This is a genomic window from Klebsiella sp. K47, from assembly GCF_051858335.1.
In the GTDB taxonomy this organism is placed as follows: Bacteria; Pseudomonadota; Gammaproteobacteria; order Enterobacterales; family Enterobacteriaceae; genus Klebsiella; species Klebsiella pneumoniae.
Map to the genome: position 1 here is coordinate 1 of NZ_JBPYUI010000384.1, position 226 is coordinate 226.

At 62.4% G+C, this 226-nt stretch carries 1 protein-coding gene; it reads right to left on the minus strand.

Annotation, left to right across the window (positions count from 1 at the left end; all coding sequences use genetic code 11):
- Nucleotides 1-197: c-type cytochrome (locus tag RRF55_RS28485; RefSeq protein WP_439419369.1), on the minus strand; the 197-nt coding region annotated here is incomplete at its 3' end.
- Nucleotides 198-226 lie beyond the last annotated feature (29 nt).

Consider the following 226-nt stretch of genomic DNA (forward strand, 5'->3'; position numbering starts at 1 on the left):
GGCGGCATAGCCTTGAAACCCTGGGTCACATGCCGGACGAGTACATCCATACCTTGCGCCAGCCTTGGCTCCCAGGCTGCCCGGTCACCCTGCCTGGGTGCCTGGGGCAATTGCCCGGTGTGGCAAGCCGCACACGTGCGGTTGTACAACACCTCGGCATCCTGTGTAGCCTGTGCGCTGAAATACGGCAGGAACATACCGACAGCTAGCAGCCATTTCGCCAGGC